The sequence below is a fragment of the Mesorhizobium sp. C372A genome (genome assembly GCF_030323245.1).
Lineage (GTDB): Bacteria > Pseudomonadota > Alphaproteobacteria > Rhizobiales > Rhizobiaceae > Mesorhizobium.
Genome location: NZ_CP100475.1, coordinates 5,837,531 through 5,851,347, shown reverse-complemented (window position 1 = coordinate 5,851,347; position 13,817 = coordinate 5,837,531). Strand labels below are relative to the sequence as shown.

Sequence of the window (13,817 nt, the reverse complement as noted above, 5' to 3'; positions counted from 1 at the left end):
CCACAGGCTTTTAACACATCAGTTTGCGGAGACATGGTCATATGGCTGACGACACCAGCATTTTCCTCGGCGCCAGCCGCAAGCCCGACGACAGCTATCAGCGCGCCGAACAGCTCTTGCTGCAATATGGCAACCGCCATGGCCTGATCACCGGCGCCACCGGCACCGGCAAGACAGTCAGCCTGCAGATCCTGGCCGAGGGGTTTTCCAATGCCGGCGTGCCTGTGTTCTGCGCCGATATCAAGGGCGACCTGTCCGGCATTGCCATGATGGGCAAGGCGCAGGATTTCCTGGTCAAGCGGGCCGAGCAGGTCAAGCTCGACCCTTACGACTTCCAGGAATTCCCGGTCATCTTCTGGGACCTGTTCGGCGAGCAGGGCCATCCGATCCGCGCCACCGTCTCGGAAATGGGGCCGCTGCTTCTGTCGCGGCTGATGAACCTCTCCGAAGCGCAGGAAGGCATCATGAACATCGCCTTCCGCATCGCCGATGAGGATGGCCTGCTGCTGCTCGACATGAAGGATCTGCAAGCGCTGCTGGCCAACATCGCAGCGCGCGCCGAAGAGATCAGCTCGCGCTACGGCAATGTCACCAAGCCGTCGGTCGGCGCAATCCAGCGCACGCTTCTGGTGCTGGAACAGCAGGGCGCGGCGCATTTCTTCGGCGAACCGGCTTTGCGCATCGCCGACATCATGCGCACCACCCGCGACGGCCGCGGCGCCATCAGCGTGCTCGCTGCCGACAGGCTGATGATGAACCCCAGGCTCTACGCCACCTTCCTGCTCTGGCTGATGTCGGAACTGTTCGAGCAATTGCCCGAGGTCGGCGATCCCGAAAAGCCGAAGCTGGTGTTCTTCTTCGACGAGGCGCATCTGCTTTTCGACGAGGCGCCGAAGGTGCTGATCGACCGCGTCGAGCAGGTGGTTCGCTTGATCCGTTCGAAAGGCGTCGGCGTCTATTTCGTCACGCAGAACCCTTTGGACATCCCTGAAAAGGTTCTCGCCCAGCTCGGCAACCGTGTGCAGCACGCGCTGCGCGCCTATACGCCGCGTGAGCAGCAGGCGGTCAAGACCGCCGCCGACACCTTCCGGCCCAATCCCGATTTCGACTGCGCCACCGCCATCACCCAGCTCGGCACCGGCGAGGCGCTGGTCTCGACGCTGGAGGTCAAGGGCGTGCCGTCCATGGTGCAGCGGACATTGATCCGGCCGCCGTCGTCCAGGCTTGGCCCGATCACGGCGGACGAGCGCCGCAAGCTGATCGACCAGAGCCCGGTCGCCGGCCAGTACGACCAGACCATCGACCGCGAATCGGCCTTCGAGATGCTGCAGAAGAAAGCCAAGGATGCGCAGGACGAGCAGGCGCAGCAGACCGACAGCGGGCGCTCGCGCTGGACCATTCCGGGCTTCGGCAATGACGATCCGCCGCCGCAGCAATCAGGCGATCGTCGGGCCCCTGCACCACGGCCGTCCAACCGCCAGACGGTGGCCGAAGCCGCGATCAAAGCGGTGGTGCGCTCGGTCGGCTCGTCGGTCGGCCGCGCGATCGTGCGCGGGATTCTGGGCAGCCTGTCCAGGGGGCGGTAAAAGTGTCGGCCAGCCCACCTCGGACATGATCAGCGGCCAGAACATCGCCATCGACGGCGGTTGGTAAGGGATGGCCGGCCTCCTGGAACTGCGCGACGACCGCGCCCGTCTGGTCCTGGCGCCGCAAAAGGGCGCGGCGATCGCCCGCTTCGACGCACTGGTCTGCGGCGCAACGGTGCCGCTGCTCCGCCCCGACGATGGCACCGGCGCCTCCGGCTGCCAGCTTCTGGTTCCCTGGTCGAACCGCATCTCAGGCGGCGGTTTCGCCTTCGACGGCCGCTTCCATGCGATCGGGCCGAACGTGCCGGGGGAGGCCTTTCCAATCCATGGCGACGGCTTCCAGAGGGAGTGGCGGATTGCCAGCCACAGCGCCACCGAGGCGGAACTGGTCCTCGACGCCGGTGAAATCGGCCCCTACCGATATACGGCGCGGGTCGCCTATGCGCTGCATGACGGAGCCTTGGATGCCACGCTCACGGTGGAGAATCGCACCGGCATTCGCCTGCCTTACGGGCTCGGCTTTCATCCGTGGTTCCCGCGCAGCGCCGGAACGACGCTCGAGGCGAAGGCGGCGCGGGTCTGGCTGGAGGACAAGCATCATCTGCCGGTCGGCGTGGCGCCGGTGGCCGATTACCCCGCGTGGAATTTCTCGAACGCCTCCCTGTTGCCGCGGAGCTGGGTCAACAACGCCTTCGACGGCTGGGACCGCCGCGCCAGGATCACCCGGCCCGAGGACAGGATCGCCATCTCGCTCACCGCCTCGCCATTGCTCGACGTCTTCATCCTCTATTCGCCGTCGCAGGATGCCGATTTCTTCTGCTTCGAGCCGGTGTCGCATACCGTCGATGCGCATCACGGCAAAGGGCTGACCCCGCTTGAGCACGGCGCTACGCTGAGTGCAAACATGCGCCTCGATTGGCGTTCCGCTGCTTCGCTCTGATGCGTCATGTGCACACCCACTCGCGGATCTTGCATTTTTGTCCGTTCCGCTCGCACGCCTGCAGTGTCAGGTCTTCGGCATCCCGGCGTGTTTGCGCCGTCTCGGCGCCCCAACTGGTCAGCCGCCCTTCCGGCTTCTCGCCTACGGCGAGGGCGCCGCAATGCTTGTAGGGAAAGCCGGTATTGTCGTCATCGTCCCAATGGCGATGATTGCGGAATACGCTGACCACGGCGCAGCTGCCGCCGCCGGCGTTCTGGCAATGCTTCAGCGCGATGTCCATCGCCTCCTGCCGCTTGTCGGCGCCCCAAAAGAAGCCGTGCTTCTCGTCGGGGCTCGAATAGGCGATCGCCGCCCAGATGCCTCTCTCCTCCTGGGCCGGCGGCTCGGGCACGTCCGCCGCCGGGGCGAGGTCCGCCGCGCCCAGCCGTCCGGCGCAAAGCAACAGCATGCCGATCGCCGCAATGGCGGAATTCACCCTCATTGTACGCCTCCTTGTTTACCTGCTGCCGAGGCCACGGAAATGACGACGCAGCTGTTGCCGGTTGGCAGCAGCATCGCGTTGCCCCCTCCATTGGCCAGTTCATAGACGCTGATTTGTCCAAGATTGTTGGCGAGCTTGCTGTCTTTCGGAAGCAGGGCCGGAACATCGGCGCAATTGGCCGCGAATGGCGCCACCCTGACCATCGTACCTTCGCAAACGGATGCGGTGGGTGCCGCGAACACCAGACCTGCCGCCGGGCCGCTGTAGCCCTGTGTGGCGTAGTTCATGCCGACCAGGGCTTCCACGAGGTGTTTGTCGGGGGCCTCGTTGTTCCAGATCGACTGGACGCTGTACGTCGTGCCGGTTGTCAGCATCTGCCCAAGGGCTGGGAAAATGTTGGAACAAGACTGCAAGCCTGCCTCTTTGGCGTGTTGCAGAAATGGCGTCTCGGCCAGGGCCGGATTGGGCTGGTTGGTCTCCGCGACCGCCGGCTGCGGCAATAAATTGTGGAGCAGGTCGTAGCGCATGGCCGCGAAGCCGGCCGTGGCGACGACGGCAATGGCGAGCAACGAGAAGACAGCGGTCCTCGCGCGGTTTCGTTGCGGTCTGCTCCGGTCTTCGATGCCGACCCGGACAGCATCCTTTCCCTGGTTGCGGGCCATTATCCGGTCATGGATCGATTGCTGGTTCATCGCGATTGCCTCGTCAATTGATCGCCGCAACGGCCGCGGCCAAGCCCTTGAGGGTCGCGGTTACGTTGATCGTTCTGCCATCCGTGGTCGGAAAGGAGATGACGGATGCCGCGGCCTTCGAAATCTGTTCGCGCATGATCGGACCAACCGGCAGCATGCCGACGCAGACGGCCTGATTGCATCCGTCGAGTTGAATTTTTATCGGCTCCTTGCGCCCCTCGAACGTCAGCGAGACAGGAGCGTCGCTCTTGGCGATCGGCGGGGCGCGCAAGATCATGTAGGGGTTGCCTTCCTTGGTGGCGGCAAGCGACCAGCTGAACGCAACCTGTCCTGCCTGGTCCTCGATGATCTGGGTGACATTGCAGACCTTTTGGCGCGCCTTCAGGTTCTCGTCGCAGATCAGCGTCCAGTTCTCGAACGGACGGGTGGTCCGTTGATACTCGCCAAGCTTCGCATCCGCAGGGATCGCTACGTCGGAAGGTTTTACCCTGTAGCCGGAAGGGATCGCTTCCTGCCCGGCCGCTAACGGGCCGGACAGGAGCATTGACGTCATGGATATCGCGACAGCAAGGACTGCCTGCCTGATCATGGCCGGGCTCTAGTTCAGCGTAAGACTGACGCCCGCGCCGACACCCCAGTGTCCGCCTGCCGTCGTACCGGACAGGTTCGCTCGAACACGTCCTTCCTCGCTGGTGTAGCCGGCGCCGAAGGCCAGGGCGCCTTCACCGCGCCAATAGCCTCCGCCGGCGGCCACGCTCAGCTTGCCGGGACGATCGTCGTAGCGCAGCGAGCCGGCCGCCAAGCCGATTGCCGCAGCCTGGCGCGCCTCGCCCCTGACCTCTCCCATGTCCATGTTGAGCTGGCTGAGTTTGGAGTCCGCATACGCATTGGCTTGCTGCAGCGTGGTGGCCGCCACCTGGTTGGTGTAGTTCTTCGAATTGTCCAGGTTGAGTGCTAACCCGCTGTTGAACTGCTGAACATTGACGGCATCGGTGTTTGCAACGCCCGCCCCGACATTGTGGATGACGACCGGCGTGTTCGGGTCGCCGCCGGCAAGGGTAATCGAGTTGGACTTGTTGCCGTTCCCGTCCTTGTCGTACTGGACGGCGAACTGGTTGAGGTCGCCGACGCTACCCTGCATGGCTTCGACCGCCTGGTTGGTGGCGAAGAGCTGGCTGCCGTTGATGGCGTCGGTGGAGGTGCCGCTGATCCGGCCCGCCGCGACATTGGTGACGGTGCGCTCGTTGCCGACGGTGCCGACGCTGACCGTGCTCGTCGGAGCTGCTCCGGCGAAAGTATAGGCAACGCCGTTGATCGTGGTGCCGGTGGTGGCGACCGCCGCCGCCGTCGTCGAGCCCGCGCCGAGCGCGACGCTGCCCGGCTCGTTGGCCTTTGCGCCGGCGCCGAGCGCCACCGCCTGCGCTCCGTTGGTGGTCGCGTTGGTGCCGAGGGCGATACTGTCGGCCTGGTTGACGGTCGAGTTCTGGCCGATCGCAATGCCTCCCGGCGCCGTCTGCTGCACGATGGCGCCATTGCCGATGCCGATGCCATTGTCGCCATTGACGGTGGTGCGCGGACCGACCGCAACCGAATCGACGCCGACCGCAAGCGAATCCGCGGCCGTCGAATTGGCGTGGAAGTACAGGCTCCCCGTCACCGCGAACGAGCTCAGCGCGCCCTTCAACTGGCGAAGCGTGACCGCGTCCTGGTCCTGCGTGCCGTCGGCCACGTTGATGATCTGGCGATAGGAGGTGGAGGTGCCGACCGAGACGGCGCCGAGCAGGCTCATGTCCGCGGTGTTGTAGGGAATGAGGCCGGTGCCCGAGAGGATCGATCCCGATACGGGTGCGACCGCCCGATCCGAAACCGAGCCGGCGCCGAGCGCCACGCCGCCGATGACGCTGGCCTGGGTGTCGCGGCCGAGCGCCAGCGCATTGTCGGCGCTCGCGGTCGCCTGGTAGCCCAGGGCGGAAGAGCCGATCCCTTGCGCGAAGGAGTCCGCGACGGCAAGCGTCCTGTCGTTGGTGCGCACATAGCGGATGCCGTCGCCATTGGCGTCGGTGTAGGCCAGCGAGGTGTCGCCGGTAATATTGCTGATCGAATTGCCGAGATTGGTGATGTCAGCAGTATTGGCAGCGATATCGGTGGTGTTCTGCGTCACCTGCTGGTTGGTCGCAAACAGCTGCGAGCCGTTGACCGCATCGGTCGAGGAGTTGCTCAACTGCCCGGCCGCGACGTTCTGGATCTGGCGTTCGGCGCCCACCGAGCCGACCGAGAATGCACCCGCGGGCGTCGCGCCGGCGAAGGTGTAGGCAACGCCGCCGATCGTGGTGCCGCCGACCGCCGTGGTCGCGGTCGACACCGCATTCGCGCCGATCGCCACGTCGCCGGCATTGTTGGCCACAGCATTCGGGCCGATGGCAACGGAATCCGTCCCCAGCGCCTGCGAATCCGCCAGCGTCGAATTGGCGTGGAAATACTTGATGCCGCCGCCCGTGCTGATGCTGTTGATCGTGTTGCCGAGATTGGTGATGTCGGCGGTGTTGGCGGCGATGTCGGTCGTATTCTGCGTCACCTGCTGGTTGGTGGCGAAGAGCTGCGAGCCGTTGATCGCGTCGGTCGACGAATTGCTGAGCCGGCCCGCCGCGACATTGGTGATGGTGCGTTCCGCGCCGACCGCGCCGACGCTGACGGTGCTTGCCGGCGTCGTGCCGGCGAAGTTGTAGGCGACGCCGCCGATCGTCGTGCCGGCGGTGCCGACCGCCGCGGCGGTTACCGAGCCCGAGCCGAGCGCCACGTCGCCGGCGTTGCTGGCGTTCGCGAGGGCGCCCAGCGCGATTGCATTCTGGGCGCCGGCATTCGCTCCTACGCCGAGAGCGGTCGCTTGAAAGGCGGTTGCAAACGCGTTCTGGCCGATCGCGGTGCTGGACGTGGCTGTGGCATTGGCGTTGGCACCGACGGCGGTGCTGTATTGGCCCGAGGCCTTGGAGATGTATCCCATCGCCGTTGCGTCAAGCGCCGATGCGACGGCGCCGCTGCCGAAGGCCGAGGCGTTGGCGTCGGAGGCGCTCGAATTGGTGCCGGCCGCGATGGCGTTTGTCCCCGTCGCGGTCGCGACTGGTCCGATAGCAACGGAGTCCGTGCCCGTTGCGGACGAGTCCGCCGCCGTCGAATTGGCGTGGAAATACTTGATGCCGCCACCGGTGCTGATGCTGTTGATCGTGTTGCCGAGATTGGTGATGTCGGCGGTGTTGGCGGCGATGGCCGTCGTGTTCTGCGTCACCTGCTGGTTGGTGGCGAAGAGCTGCGAGCCATTGATGGCGTCGGTCGACGAATTGCTGAGCCGGCCCGCCGCGACATTGGTGATTGTCCGCTCCGCGCCGAGCGCGCCGACGCTGACGGTGCTCGTCGGCGTCGTGCCGGCGAAGTTGTAGGCCGTGCCGCCGATCGTCGCGCCGCTGGTGCCGACCGCCGTCGCGGTCACCGAGCCCGAACCGAGCGCTACGTCGCCGGAGCTTGCCGTCGCCGTCGCGCCGTTGCCCAGCGCGACATTGCCGGCAAGGCCGGCTGCACCCGCCGTCGAGCCATTGCCCAGCGCCACGGAGCCTTGCCCGACGGCCTTGTTGTTGTTGCCGATGGCAACCGCGCCTGCGGCCTGGTTTGCGGCTGTGGCGGTTGCCGTGCCGTCGCTGTTGGCGATGTTGTTGGCGCCGCCGGTGAAGGCGCCGGTGCCGCTGGCATAGCTCGGATCGCCGATGGAGACCGCGCCGTTGCCGTAAGCCGTGTTGCCCGAACCGATGGAGACGGCCTTGCCGCCGGTTGCCACCGCATTGGTGCCCATGGCGACCGCTTCGGCCGAATCCGCCTTGGCGTTGTTGCCCACGGCGATGGCGCTCGTGGCGCTGGCGGTGGAGAGGGCGCCCAGCGCAACCGCATTCTGGGCGCCGGCATTCGCTCCTACGCCGAAAGCGGATGCTTGAACGCCGGTTGCAAACGCGTTCTGGCCGATCGCCGTGCTGGACGTGGCGGTGGCGTTTGCGTTGGCGCCGACGGCGGTGCTGTATTGGCCCGAGGCCTTGGATATGTACCCCATCGCCGTTGCGTCAAGCGCCGACGCGACGGCCTCACGTCCTACGGCAGCGGAATCGGCGCCGCTGGCGACAGATCCCCAGCCTGCGGCTGTCGCATAGTTGTTGCTGGCCGTGGAACTGGTGCCGAGGGCTGTGGAATTGCCTCCCGAAGCAACGGACAAGGTGCCCAAGGCATTGGCGCCTGCCCCGGTGGCACTGGCCTGGACGCCGAGGGCAACGGAATTGACACCGCTCGAGATCGTACCTTGGCCAAGTGCCATCGCTCCGCCTGTACCGGAGGCTGCCGCATTCAGGCCGATTGCGACGCCGTATTGGGTCGACGCACTGGCGTTGCTTCCCATCGCAACGGCATCGGCGGAAGATGCTTTCGCGGCGGTGCCGAGCGCGACGGCAGAAGCGCCGGAAGAGACCGAATTCGTGCCGATCGCGATGCTGTTGGGCAGTGCGGTGTTGGCCTGAACACCCGCCAGTGCGCCGACGCCGAATGCGATGGACTGGTTGCCCCAGGCACTGGCGGTGTTGCCCATCGCCGTTGCGCTCGTTCCGGTCGCTTTGGTCAGGACGCCTATGGCAACGGTGTTTTGCTGATTTGCCGTGACATCCGTACCAAGGGCGATGGCGCCCTGCGAGAGCGCGCCTGATCCCGCGAGGGTGCGCCCGCCAATGTTGATGGAGTTGATGCTGGTCGCGGTCGCCTGGAATCCAATGGCGACGGCATTCTGGTTGCTTGCGACAGCGCTGTTACCTTGGGCAATCGAATCCACGCCGGATGCCGTTGCCCCGAACCCGAGCGCGGTGGCGCGCAATCCGGTCGCCCGGGTAACAGGGCCGATCGCGGTCGAGTTGACTCCGTCGGCACGCGCATTATTGCCAAAAGCGGCCGCGCTTGTGGTTGCAACCGAATTGACGCCAATAGCGCTTGCTGCGTCCCCGTTGGCCTTGGCGTTCCCGCCCACGGCGAGGGCATTGACGCCGGTTGCGCCTGCGAAGACACCTATGCCTATGGAATTGAGGCCATTGACACCCATCGCATAGCCGATGGCGATCGTGCCGTCGCCCGTTGCACTGTTGGAACTGCCCAACGCCACGCTGTTATTGCCATTCGTCGCGGCGCCGTTACCGATGGCGACGGCGTTGCCGCCGGTCGCCGAACCGCCGCCAGCCTGATATTGTGCCTGGGCCGGTGTGGCGAGGCCGAGCGCGGCGATTGCGGCCAGGCCGCCGAGCACGCTGGCCGGGCTCACGCCACAGGCCAGAGCCGAACGCACGCTGGTGCCGCTTCTCAATGTTCCCAGACCCATATTCTTGCGACCGAATCCAAGAACCCGGTGAGCCATGCGCAGCACCGCCATCAGGCGGCGCCGCACCGAGCGGCTGTCGGCCGCGCCCGCGATCCAGTTTCCGACAAAGCTTGAAGAAAGTTCGATCCTTCTCCGCCCCTCGACGCGTTTGGTCATGCTAGTTTTTCCTCGCAATTGCCGAGGCGCTCTGATGTGCCGCACCATTCGCCTCGGTGGCCAAAAAATCTTCGAAATTGCGCGTCTTCTCCCGCAACGAGAGACCGACCTTCGCGCCTTGTTTTTCAATCAGCTGATAGGCGCTCGCGACCCATGGCTGCGTCGGCTCTGGAACCGTATGCAGTGCAGCCTCCGTCCGTTCCGGCGGCAGGCTTACCGCCACCAGCGCGCGGCAGAGATCGAAATGAAATCCCGGATCGCCTTCACCACAAGCCGGAGAGGTCAGTCCAAGCACGAAACAGGCCAGGAGATGGTCGAGTTCCGCAGCGCTGATCCGGCTGGCGTATTGGCGTTGCAGTGCTGCCCAGGCCGCTTCGGCCTTAGGCGCGAAGACCTCGATTTCCGCGAATTGAATGTCCATGGGACAATCCGACATGCTGTATCATCTGGTTGCTCCCCCGCCCCAAATGACTTCCATCGCGACCATGAGCACATTCGCGGTGCAGGTATTTTGGAATAATCCGGAATCTTTGTAGGAAAATCCGGTATTTGGTCCCTGCGCGACAACTGTGACTGCTCTGCCACACAACCTTCGACTATACTGAAGATCAATCGAGGTATCGCCGCGGACAATCATGCGCGCCGCAACAGTCGTTAACGTTGCAGCTTCACCTGCCTGGGGGTTCTGTTCCGGTATCTGGACATGGTGACCGTCAAGTGGCTCTGGTCCGAGAATCCACTGAGATGAGCGACTTCCGCAATCGACAGGTCGCTCTCGATGAGAAGTTTTTCGGCGAAATCGAGACGCAGCCGCAGCAGATATTTGTGCGGCGGCTCGCCAAAAGTCTTGGTGAATGCCAGGATGAAATGGCTCGGCGAAAGGCCACAGAGTGCGGCCAGCTCGGCCACCGCGATCTTGCTGGAAAAATTTACCTCCAGGAATTCCCGCACCCGCCGGGCGCTGCGGTTCGACAGACCGCCCTTTGGGGCTTGTGGCAACTTTCGCGCTCCTGCGTAGTTCCGAAGCAAATGGACGCCGAACATGGTGACCAACGAATCGACATAGAACTCGTTTGGAGTTTCCCGATCCGTCAGTTCCGCCTTCAGCAACTGCGCGAGTTGCAGCGCCTGGAAGTCGACGGTCCCGAACGGCGGCGGCTGAAGCTCGGCATGGCCGGTGTCGAATTCACGCGTTGCCAGCTCGAAGAGACTCTCGGGGGTGAGCGCCACGATTACGCTTTCCGTGGTGGATGACCGGGTCACCTTGCCGCCGAGGTCGGCTGGGACGATCATGATCATACCGACGTCGCCGTCGTATTCGTGGACTTTGTCGCTGCCCAGCGATGCCGCTATCCCTGGTGAGGGTGCAAGCAGAACAGAAGCGAAATGTTCCGCCGCTTTGAATGTGTGTGATCCCGGCCCATGAACGACATGAGCCGCGCCGCCTCGAAACGTGACCAGGTAGCGCCCCGCGCTTTCCGGAATTCCGTCGAAGATGCGACGATCCGCGCGCCGCCGCTCTGTCCCGGCGCTTTCCTGGACGTTGCCTCTATGTTGCATCTTCGTCTCTGCCACTGCTGCGCCGATCAATCCAATCCTGTGCTGTATCGAGGCGCCCAGAATTCACGTTTGCTCCTGGGCGTTTCCTTCGAATCCTACAGATGCTGCTTTATATTGAAAGAAGAATTTGAGCTCAAATGAAAATTTTACCAGGATTTTGACTATAAATTTACAGGGTTGAATTTTTAGCCAAGGCTACCTGACCATTTTCCGATCTTATCTTACCATTTGTGCCTAGTTATTGTGCATCGTGTGCCATCACAATCCAGCGTTGTATTCTGAATATAGGTCGCGCGGCCATTGACAGATCTGGCGACTATCTGTCATTGCCACGGACGATCCAGCAGCAGTTATCGCCCGAGCCATGGCTTCTTTCCCTTGTGCTTCTTCATGGCGGTGGCCAAATGGCCTTGATCCGAAAATCCTGCGAGGTAAGCGACTTCGGCGATGGCGACCCTCCAGGAACGTCTGGGATCCAGGGCTGCGGAGAGAGCGTATCCCGCTCCCCGCATGGTTGCTCTTCCGGGATCGGCATTTTCGGGGATTATGTCGAGGGCGTGCCGATCGACCCGATCAGCGCCTGCGCTGCGTTCCTGAACCTCGCCCGCATTTTTCATTCAGCCTTGCCTCAGCCGCTTTGCCAGCCCATCGAAATTCCGTGCCGTGCAAACAGCCAACCCGGAAATCCGGACGGTAATTTGTATCCCCCATAGTCCTGCCCAAAGGCAGCCTAGCGCATCCCGCGGATAGAAAAAACATTGTAAGTGAAGAAAAAAGTTCGCGCGAGAAAAACATGGCCTGGCTTGGCCGGCGCTACGGAATTATTCGGCTCATGCAGGCCTGCTAAAGATCGCCTCGGCGTTTCTCGTACAGATCCCAGGACAGCTCGACCATGGCCAGAAGAACGTCTTCCTGGCTCCACCCGGCGGCAACCGCCGCCTCGACAATTCCGCGGACGAGCGGCAGCAATTGGCGCTCGCATTCGGCCGACAGGTTGGCCTCGGCGCCGTCGGCAGGCGGACTATCGAAATCAAATCCCACCATCGGCGTTCCCCCGCCATCAATGATCTAATGAAATGTATGTCTCTGCAATCATACTCCCGTCTAATATACATCAATCGGTAACGAAACACAGCAGCGTCGAGATTGACAGGGCATGGCCGCCCCGATTGCAGCGGCTCCATGGTTCGTCTGGATGTCTTTTTTGGCCTCCTGTTGCCGGCATTGCATATCTTGGATGCGAACCCCAGGCATTCGCGTAAAGCTATCGGGATCCTGGCGAGCTTTGCCGCATGGAGCGGAACCTGCCGCTTCATGGCATCGATGAAGTCGATCAGGTCACCGGGCCGAGCAGGACCGAGCCATCCGGCACCCCGCCATCGATCGGGATGGCTCTGCGGTTTGCGCTCGCCGCCATCGGCTGGCCGATGTCGGACGTCACGATGACCGGGCTCTTCGACGGCACGCGGTCGTAGAGGTCGATGATGTCCTGATTTATCAGGCGCACGCAGCCTGACGAGACGGATTTGCCGATCGAGTTCCATTCCGGCGAGCCATGCAGGCGGTAGAGCGTGTCGACGTTGTCGTGGAACAGGTAGAGCGCGCGGGCGCCGAGCGGGTTCTTGAGGCCGCCGGGCATGCCGCCGTTCTTGGCGCTGTATTCTTCCAGTTCAGGCTGGCGGGCAACCATCTCATCGGGCGGCGTCCATTTCGGCCATTTCTGCTTCCACTGGACGACGGCGTCTCCCGACCATTCGAAGCCGGCGCGGCCGAGGCCGACGCCGTAACGGATCGCCTGGCCGCCTTCGCGCACCAGATACAGGAAATGGTTGGTCGTATCGACGATGATGGTGCCTGGCCGCTGGCCGGTCGGATCGGGAACGATCTGGCGCAGGAACTGCGGGTCCATCTTCTTGATCGGGATGGCCGGGAGCTCGAACCCGCTGTCGGAAATCGGGCCGTACATCGTCGCATAGTCGCCGAGCGGCGGCTCGTCATAGGTCGGCGGTGGCGGTTCGACCGGCGCCGGCGCCGGTCCGGTGGTGGTGCAGGCGGAGACCGCAATCGAAGCGGCGCCAAGGGCTGCAGCATTCAGAAAGCCGCGACGGCTCAGGCGATAGGGGTCGATTTCGGTCTTCAACATGGTTGCCTTTTTTAAGTCTCGAATCGCAAGAAAGCGTGAATGCCTTCAAGCGGCGCAGTGGTCGGCCTCCCCCAATGCCTGACGCGATAGGCGGTTCCGATTCTGGCCTGAGGGTGGACAAACAAAGGCGAAGCTGTGACCGCCCTGCCACTGTTGCTCGAAGGCAACAGAGTGATCAGCCGCCGGTCAGCAGGCCTTCAAGCGACGGCAGGATCAGCGCCGGCGGGAAATCCCGGTATTCCTCGGGCTGGTTGGCGCGGTTGATCCATACGGTGCGAAAGCCGAATTTCGTGGCGCCGGCGACGTCCCAGCGGTTGGACGACTGGAATGAGACGGCGCCCGGATAGAGTCGCCAGCCCGTCGCCACCATGTCGTAGGTCGACGGGTCGGTCTTGAAGCGCCTGACGGCGTCGACCGAAAAGATATCGTCCAGCACCTGGTCGAGGGCGGCCGACTTGACCGCCGCTTCCAGCATCTCGGGCGAGCCGTTGGACAGGATTGCGAGCTTGGCGCCGGATGCTTTCAGCGCCTTGAGCACGGCCGGCACTTCCGGATAGCAGTCGAGCCGCCAATAGGCTTCGAGCAGCTTGGCCTTCAGTCCCATGTCGGCGGAGGGAACCTTGAGCAGGGCGAAATCGAGCGCCTGTTCGGTGAGCTGCCAGAAATCGGCATAGCCGCCCATCAGCGTGCGCACCCAGGAATATTCCAGCTGCTTGGCGCGCCAGATTTCCGAAAGCAGCGGGCCGTCGGGGCCGATCTCGCCGTCATGACGGCGCACGGCCGCGTGCACGTCGAACAACGTGCCATAGGCGTCGAAAACGTAAGCCGCGTAATGCATGGCGACAGTTTTGAGGGCAGGCGGCGCAA

General features: G+C 63.6%; 11 protein-coding genes. 2 read left to right on the top strand and 9 right to left on the bottom strand.

Annotated features, from left to right (window positions below):
• Nucleotides 1-41: 41 nt before the first annotated feature.
• On the top strand, nucleotides 42-1,586 hold the full coding sequence (locus NLY42_RS28325) for a helicase HerA-like C-terminal domain-containing protein (protein ID WP_023692775.1): 1,545 nt from the start codon (nucleotides 42-44) through the stop codon (nucleotides 1,584-1,586).
• A gap of 70 nt (nucleotides 1,587-1,656) precedes the next feature.
• Nucleotides 1,657-2,526, top strand: a complete 870-nt coding sequence (locus NLY42_RS28320; protein WP_023735547.1) for an aldose 1-epimerase — start codon at nucleotides 1,657-1,659, stop codon at nucleotides 2,524-2,526.
• 4 nt (nucleotides 2,527-2,530) lie between these two features.
• Here NLY42_RS28320 and NLY42_RS28315 read toward each other — a convergent pair whose 3' ends face one another.
• The 9 genes from NLY42_RS28315 to NLY42_RS28275 form a co-directional block, all read right to left on the bottom strand.
• Entirely contained in the window at nucleotides 2,531-3,007 is a 477-nt protein-coding gene (locus tag NLY42_RS28315; protein ID WP_023687219.1) for a DUF4189 domain-containing protein, read from the bottom strand.
• The gene (locus NLY42_RS28310) at nucleotides 3,004-3,699 is read right to left on the bottom strand and encodes a hypothetical protein (RefSeq protein ID WP_023735546.1); all 696 of its coding nucleotides are present in this window, start codon (nucleotides 3,697-3,699) and stop codon (nucleotides 3,004-3,006) included. Before NLY42_RS28310 ends, NLY42_RS28315 begins: the two co-directional genes overlap by 4 nt.
• A gap of 13 nt (nucleotides 3,700-3,712) precedes the next feature.
• Nucleotides 3,713-4,288: an invasion associated locus B family protein gene (locus tag NLY42_RS28305; RefSeq protein WP_023670757.1), complete on the bottom strand. Its 576-nt coding sequence runs from the start codon at nucleotides 4,286-4,288 to the stop codon at nucleotides 3,713-3,715.
• A 9-nt stretch (nucleotides 4,289-4,297) separates the two neighbouring features.
• Entirely contained in the window at nucleotides 4,298-9,247 is a 4,950-nt protein-coding gene (locus NLY42_RS28300) for a YadA-like family protein (protein WP_023754813.1), read from the bottom strand.
• Between the two features lies 1 nt (nucleotide 9,248).
• The gene (locus NLY42_RS28295; protein ID WP_023687221.1) at nucleotides 9,249-9,668 is read right to left on the bottom strand and encodes a hypothetical protein; all 420 of its coding nucleotides are present in this window, start codon (nucleotides 9,666-9,668) and stop codon (nucleotides 9,249-9,251) included.
• A 233-nt stretch (nucleotides 9,669-9,901) separates the two neighbouring features.
• Nucleotides 9,902-10,837: a helix-turn-helix domain-containing protein gene (locus NLY42_RS28290; RefSeq protein ID WP_023756384.1), complete on the bottom strand. Its 936-nt coding sequence runs from the start codon at nucleotides 10,835-10,837 to the stop codon at nucleotides 9,902-9,904.
• 813 nt (nucleotides 10,838-11,650) lie between these two features.
• A complete protein-coding gene (locus NLY42_RS28285) occupies nucleotides 11,651-11,851 on the bottom strand; it encodes a hypothetical protein (protein ID WP_023684556.1) in 201 nt (66 codons plus the stop codon).
• A gap of 289 nt (nucleotides 11,852-12,140) precedes the next feature.
• Nucleotides 12,141-12,950, bottom strand: a complete 810-nt coding sequence (locus NLY42_RS28280) for a L,D-transpeptidase (RefSeq protein WP_023692792.1) — start codon at nucleotides 12,948-12,950, stop codon at nucleotides 12,141-12,143.
• 175 nt (nucleotides 12,951-13,125) lie between these two features.
• Nucleotides 13,126-13,788 carry a haloacid dehalogenase type II gene (locus NLY42_RS28275; protein ID WP_023727656.1) on the bottom strand — a complete coding sequence of 221 codons (663 nt, stop codon included), beginning with the start codon at nucleotides 13,786-13,788 and terminating at the stop codon, nucleotides 13,126-13,128.
• Nucleotides 13,789-13,817 lie beyond the last annotated feature (29 nt).

Bases quoted from the DNA above. Each gene is read 5' to 3' on its own strand.
- NLY42_RS28325 (WP_023692775.1), top strand. From the start codon at position 42: ATGGCTGACGACACCAGCATTTTCCTCGGCGCCAGCCGCAAGCCCGAC.
- NLY42_RS28320 (WP_023735547.1), top strand. From the start codon at position 1,657: ATGGCCGGCCTCCTGGAACTGCGCGACGACCGCGCCCGTCTGGTCCTG.
- NLY42_RS28315 (WP_023687219.1), bottom strand. From the start codon at position 3,007: ATGAGGGTGAATTCCGCCATTGCGGCGATCGGCATGCTGTTGCTTTGC.
- NLY42_RS28310 (WP_023735546.1), bottom strand. From the start codon at position 3,699: ATGAACCAGCAATCGATCCATGACCGGATAATGGCCCGCAACCAGGGA.
- NLY42_RS28305 (WP_023670757.1), bottom strand. From the start codon at position 4,288: ATGATCAGGCAGGCAGTCCTTGCTGTCGCGATATCCATGACGTCAATG.
- NLY42_RS28300 (WP_023754813.1), bottom strand. From the start codon at position 9,247: ATGACCAAACGCGTCGAGGGGCGGAGAAGGATCGAACTTTCTTCAAGC.
- NLY42_RS28295 (WP_023687221.1), bottom strand. From the start codon at position 9,668: ATGGACATTCAATTCGCGGAAATCGAGGTCTTCGCGCCTAAGGCCGAA.
- NLY42_RS28285 (WP_023684556.1), bottom strand. From the start codon at position 11,851: ATGGTGGGATTTGATTTCGATAGTCCGCCTGCCGACGGCGCCGAGGCC.
- NLY42_RS28280 (WP_023692792.1), bottom strand. From the start codon at position 12,950: ATGTTGAAGACCGAAATCGACCCCTATCGCCTGAGCCGTCGCGGCTTT.
- NLY42_RS28275 (WP_023727656.1), bottom strand. From the start codon at position 13,788: ATGCATTACGCGGCTTACGTTTTCGACGCCTATGGCACGTTGTTCGAC.